The following is a 2,238-nucleotide window of genomic DNA, read 5'->3' as shown; positions in this document are numbered from 1 at the left end:
AGGCATTGATCGGTCTGTTGAACCATACATGTTACTCCTCCTTTTTAAAACCAAATTCCCTGTCTGCTCACATCTTAGCATGTGGAAAGTTGATAAAACAGTTATGAATATCATTTGTTTACAAATGATATTCATAACGTGCAGCTCCTCTGAGAAGCTTAAGCCCTAACTGGAAGAAACCGTGAAACACGGGGTCATTAATGAAGTGTAAGTAAATTGTATAGGGGGAATATCGTTAGGCCCAGTCTTTGTAGAAATAAATACAGGTGTCTGTTTGCATATTATAGTGGACAAGAATGTGAATGATTGGAAAAACAGGAGACTCTTGTGTAGAACTCATAGATTAAGAGATGCAACTCTTAGATTTAAGGGGAAAACATACAAATATTTAAATTTCACCGGCCAATACCCTTTTTGGGAGCCAGGCTGGTTGAAAGAAACATGACATTCTATTATTAATCTGCTCATTCTTAACAGGAAGCAGTAAAATGTACTGATAGACGGTTCTGTTCCAGAGAACCGTCCAGTTATTGATGCCAAGGTTTATCTTTGCTGAGCTCCCGATCAAGAAACAATGGCCAACATAATCGGTACAGTTATGATACTCATTAAGGTAGTGATTAGCGTACTGGCGGATACTAAATCAGGCTCGGTATTGAATTGCAGGGAATACATCGTTGTATTCGCAGCAGTCGGCATACTAGCTAAGATGATAAGAATTGAACCAAGCATGGGCGATACCGGAAGAAGTGATACGACGCCAAGAGCGATGAGAGGTGAAGCCACCATCTTCATGATGACAATAAAAGATAAGGCGCTTCTTTCCACCTTTTTCCCACCCAGCGTAGCGAGCTGCATCCCCAGAACCACCATGATCACTGGTATAGTTGCCTGTGATATTAAATCAATGGTTTGATTCATGAACAGGGGGACATCCAGTTGCAGCAATTGAAATCCCAGTCCCAGGAATGCACCATGAAGGATCGGCATCTTGACGATTTTCATCCAGATTTCATTAGTATTCCTCGTTTTATCACTGCCGCTGACCGCATAATACAGGCCGATTGTATTCATAAGGAACGATTGAATCACCATCATAATCACTGCATAGCGAAAACCAAGCTCACCGAATGCGAACAGGATCACCGGTACTCCATAGTTTCCGCTGTTCATAAAAACCCCGGAAAGGATCATGGCTGATGCTTTTGCTTTTGAATAATTTCTGATGCCGGCCACTATTTTAATCATAATGATTAATATTACACAGAGGGCTGCACAAAAGAGAAAGATGTAAAGATAATCCATGTTCAAGTCATTTTCGTAAAATGTCTTAAATGCGAGAAATGGATACATTAAATAGATGGCCATCTTCGAAATCGAATTGATTTCAAAGCCAAGTTTCTTTTGGCCGATATAGCCAACAGCAAAGACCAATAAAGCAGGCAGTACAATTAATATGACGTCCATTTTTTTCACCACAATTCAATAGAATAAAAGATAGGCTTGACTGCTAGAGTCAAGCCTTAGTGTATCATAATTACAAGAGCGGTATAATCAATCCTGCCAACAATAAGATCAGAGCACCGCCTAATCGTGAAGAAATTTGTGCGAATGGCATTAGCTCCATTCGTTTTGATGCTGATAACACGGCAACATCTCCTGTTCCTCCCATATTAGCCATACATAACCCTGCTGTAATCGCTGCTTCGATCGGGTAAAATCCAACCAGCTTGCCAAGAATCGCCGCTCCGAGGATCGCCCCTACTACTACTCCGAACACGGTTAATATATATTGAAGAGTCAACGCTTCAAGAACCGTATTTAAATCTGTATAAGCTACACCGATTCCAAATAACAAGGCGAAAGTCCAGTTACTAGCTACAAATTGATACCATTGACTTGCCCCTTCTACTACATTCGAGGGAATGATATTTGAAATCTTGGTTATTGCTACAAGAATAATCATGATTGCATATGGATGGAGCGGGAGAACCGATCCCAGCAATGTTCCAATCGTGAAGAATGTCAGGGCAGCAAGCAGCCCAACCCCCATCTTTTCGATATTATATTTTTGCTTCGTTTTTTCATATGTGAAGCCTCGCATCAATTGTCCATTCCCGGTCAATGAAGGGACTTTCTTTCCGATCAAATCAAGCAAGGATGCTAAAATGATTGCAAATACATTCCCTAAAGCAAGTGCTGGGACCAGCATCGATATATAGTAGCTCGGATCATTAC

General features: G+C 40.8%; 2 protein-coding genes. Both read right to left on the bottom strand.

Translation table 11 applies throughout. The features are described from left to right. Positions 1-564 precede the first annotated feature (564 nt). Positions 565-1,467: an AEC family transporter gene (locus HP456_RS23075; RefSeq protein WP_172255416.1), complete on the bottom strand. Its 903-nt coding sequence runs from the start codon at positions 1,465-1,467 to the stop codon at positions 565-567. A 70-nt stretch (positions 1,468-1,537) separates the two neighbouring features. Further along, positions 1,538-2,238: 2-hydroxycarboxylate transporter family protein (locus HP456_RS23070; protein ID WP_172255413.1), on the bottom strand; the 701-nt coding region annotated here is incomplete at its 5' end.

The sequence above is a fragment of the Bacillus haikouensis genome (assembly GCF_013179555.1).
GTDB lineage: Bacteria > Bacillota > Bacilli > Bacillales > Bacillaceae_B > Rossellomorea > Rossellomorea haikouensis_A.
The sequence above is the reverse complement of the archived record's forward strand: the minus strand, read 5'-3'. Positions and strand labels throughout refer to the sequence as shown.